Annotated in this window: 1 protein-coding gene; it reads left to right on the top strand. The window is 25.6% G+C overall.

Annotation, left to right across the window (positions count from 1 at the left end; genetic code table 11):
* Positions 1-158: 158 nt before the first annotated feature.
* The coding region (locus tag BGS40_RS05660) for a hypothetical protein (RefSeq protein ID WP_096738489.1) at positions 159-3,932 on the top strand (3,774 nt) is incomplete at its 3' end.

Below are 3,932 nucleotides of genomic sequence, written 5' to 3'. Positions count from 1 at the left end.
GAAATCTTAGCTCCTAAATTTTACAACAAATACAAAGATTTAGAAGTAGAGATTGATGATAAGGGTAATATTATAAGGTGGATTGGAGAGATTAATAGAGACAAAAGATATTAGCAAATAAAAAATGATATAATAATGCTTTACATAAGGAATCTTTTATGTTTATAAGTTCTAAAACAGAGTTAATTCAAACTATTAAAAATTTAACAATCAACAATAAAGAAGTTAAACAGATTGATTTTATTTATCCTAATTTTTCTGTTTTACACGCTATATTAAAAAATATTGATTTTCATCAAAGAAAAATCCTATCTAAAAATCAAATATTGGCTATGCAAATACTAGAAATTTTAAAACAAATTTGTGATAATCGCAATAATATAGAAGTAAATATCCATACCCTTAATGAGCTTGATGCTGGACAAAATGTAAATTTAAAAGATTTATCAAGCAGTGAAATTTGCACTAAAGCTTATTTAGAAGACTTAGAAGAAGAAATTCAAGATAAAAAACAAGATAAAGATTTTAATCTTTTTTATTATACAGATAAAAATAATCTTTGTATCGAATTTATCAATACTTTAAAAAAATTAGTCAAAGATTCTAAAGATATAAAAACCTTAGACGAGTTAATCCACAACATTGATCCTGATGATATAAGCAGTGAGAAATTTGATGATTTTAAGAAAAAAGTTTTAGAAAAGATTGGAAATGTCATAGAATCGGATTTTTTCAAAAATAGCATAAGTCCCACTTTAAAAAATACTTATGAAAAATTTATCAATGAGTTGTTAGAACACATTAAAAAACTTGCCAAAGAAAAAGAATATGAAAAAATTAAAATCATACTAAGTGCTATAGCGGGTGTTGCAATAGCCACAGTGGTAGCTGTTCTTACAGGTGGGGCAGGACTGGCTATTTTGGCTGCTGGTTTATTTTCTTTAATGGGTTCTGCAAGCGAGTATTATGAATTTACTCAAAGAGATTATGGCACACTTTTAACGCCTTTAGCCGCATTTTTAGCCACTAGATGTGCTATGTTTATTCATTATATTAATTCTCGCTTGTTATCTTGTGTTTTAATTATTAATAAAAAAGAAATTATTGATTTAAGTGGTTTTGGATTATATCTTGGAAGTGATGAAAGCAATATCGCTTCGAATTTGGCTTATAAAATCACTTTAAGCGAAGAAATAAAAAGCATTGAAAATATTTTTAGTGAAATCTTTTTAAACCCAGAACAAAAAGACAAGGGATATAAAAATACACCCAATGATTCAAAATCGAGCAATTTACCCGCTTTCATTTCAACGCAAAAATTATCTAATTTGTATTTAAAAAACAATGCTATTTTAAAGAATTTGCAAGAAGATATTGAACAATTTATTTATTTTTCCTATATAGAAAGTCCAAATTTTAACTCAAGTAAACTAGCTGAATTTTTTGTACAAAAAAATCAAAATGCACAAATAGATTTAAATACAACTAAAATGAGTAAAAATTATTTGATTATTTCAAATATCCCCAATAAATACAATGCAGGACTTAGTGAAAGCTTAACTCAAGAAATCGCCAACTATAATATACAAGATAAATACAGAACAATTAAAAAAAGTATTGATACATCAAAAAAAACTTATGACAGCACAAGAGATTATAGCGAATATAGCATAGAAATACCACAAGATGAAAATGAACCCTATATTTTACAATTAAGTCCTTTTGTGAAAATATCCAAAGAAGCTTATGAGAATAGTAAAAAAGCTTATGAAGATATGCAAGAGATTTATAAATATTTAACAAATTTTGTTGCTACACCGCAGAAGCTACCAGAATTCGCAAAAACAGTTAAAGAAAAATTAGCAATATCAGAAAATGAGCCAATGATAGAAATAGTAAAAAAGACGGAAAATTTACGACATCGCGAACGAATAAACATTTTAGCTTATATTGACTACAATAAAAAAATAAATGATAAAAAATGGCTTCCTTATTTTTATATCAAAAAATTCTTTAAACAAAACGAAGCCAAAGAATCCATCATAGAAAAAGAAAAGAAGATAGCTCATCAATATTTAACTTTTTTGAAAAAAGAGTTTTTTGAAAAATCGGATAAATCTTCATTTGGGAACTATTCTTTAATGGAATGTTTATTCATTTCATTTGTCTTGTATCAAGCTAAGCTTATTTTTCCAAATATCAATTTGGATTTGAAAAAATATGGAGGCAGTAATTTTGTATATATAAAATACTTAGATAAAACTTATGTTTTATGGACAGATGAACGTCCAATATATGTAAATAATGAGCCAACAAATATTACAGCATATGAAGTTGTATCGCAATTATTAAAAATACTTGACAAAAAAGATTATTCTTTTGTGGAAAATGATAGTTCGATAACTATAGATGATTTTTTTAATGAATTATCAAAAGATTTAGATACAACAAATACATTAGATAAAAAAATAATCAAATTAAAGCAAATGTATCATTTAGATGAACAAAAATGCATTAAAGAATTTATGAATTTAGACGAAGAAACGCAACGAGCTTTTGTTGCATGGATGGATATAGAGAAACAAATATCAGATTTATCAAAGCTTTTGGAACAGATGTATGGAAAAGAATATTTAAATAAGGCAAAAGAACAAAAAACAAGTGAAATATTTACTTATGCAATGTTAAAAATTTTATTAAGCGCTAGTCCTTTTATCAGCTTTACAGCTCAAATGTTGTGGGATTTTAATTTTTTAAAAACAATAGAATATGTTATTCAAGCTTGTATTAAAATAAACAAAGAAGGATTTAAAGAATTTTTTAAAGAACAGCTTGGTATTTTTGTACCTCCAAAAAAGAATAGTATATATCATATACACATAAAATCTAATTTAATAATAAAAGCACGCTTGCAACAAATAGAAAAAGAATTAACTCATACTAAAATCCAAATGATTTTAGCACAAGAGATAAAATCCAATTTAATAATACAAAAAAATACATCCGGTTTAAATCTATTTATCACAAAGATAAAAGAATACTTTAATGAAAAACAAATTAAGATTTATTGGAGTGATAAATATATGAAACAATTATTTATATACTCTAATCAAGAAAGCAATATATCTAAAATTGCTCTTATGCATAGCATAGATATACAAACTCAAAAATATACTATTTATACTTATGCTAAGCTAAATAAACTTGACCTTGCTTCTATTGTGGCTGGAGAATTTGTGGGTATTTTTTTAAATTATCTCTTTCCAACAAATTTCAAAGCCCTACAAGAACAATATGAAAGCATTGTTTATCAGCTTTACACCTTTAAAGATGATTCTCCTTTAGCAGTTATAAGAGATCATTTTATAACCTATCCTTTTATAATCAATTCAAAATTTATTAGCTTTGATTTAAAGAAAATTTTTTATGGCATAGATCTTTGCACAGGGGTTTTTGACACTCATTTTTCCTTTCATTATGAAATAAAACCAAAGCTTGAAGAAAATAAAGAATTTCTTTTAAAAAGACTTTTGTCTTATTTGATTATTGATGAGAAAAGAAATGCAACTGCTTTAGAGGATATAAAAGAACAAAAATATATTATAGATGATTATACTTTTTATTTCAAAGAGTTAAAATCTTTAGAACTTAAAAAATGCACCATGTATCAACTTCCTTGTAATCATCCTTTGTTTAAAGAGTTTAGAAATAAAGAAAAGCAAATTAGTGCTTTTAAAAAAGATGAAGATAGTCCTATTCATGCTTACAATGAAGCTTTACAAATTTTACAAGATTTTGCTAATGGACTTTACAATACAAGTAAAGATAAAACAGGAAGATATATAGAAGATAAAAATAAAACCAGAAGATTACTAGAAAAACTCAATATCATAGGACAAAACAATCTTAAGGCTATGTATATGGGGATAAAT

The organism is Campylobacter sp. 107, from assembly GCF_002383835.1.
Taxonomy (GTDB): Bacteria; Campylobacterota; Campylobacteria; order Campylobacterales; family Campylobacteraceae; genus Campylobacter_D; species Campylobacter_D jejuni.
Note: the sequence above shows the minus strand (reverse complement) of the source record. Positions and strands in the feature narration are given on the sequence as shown.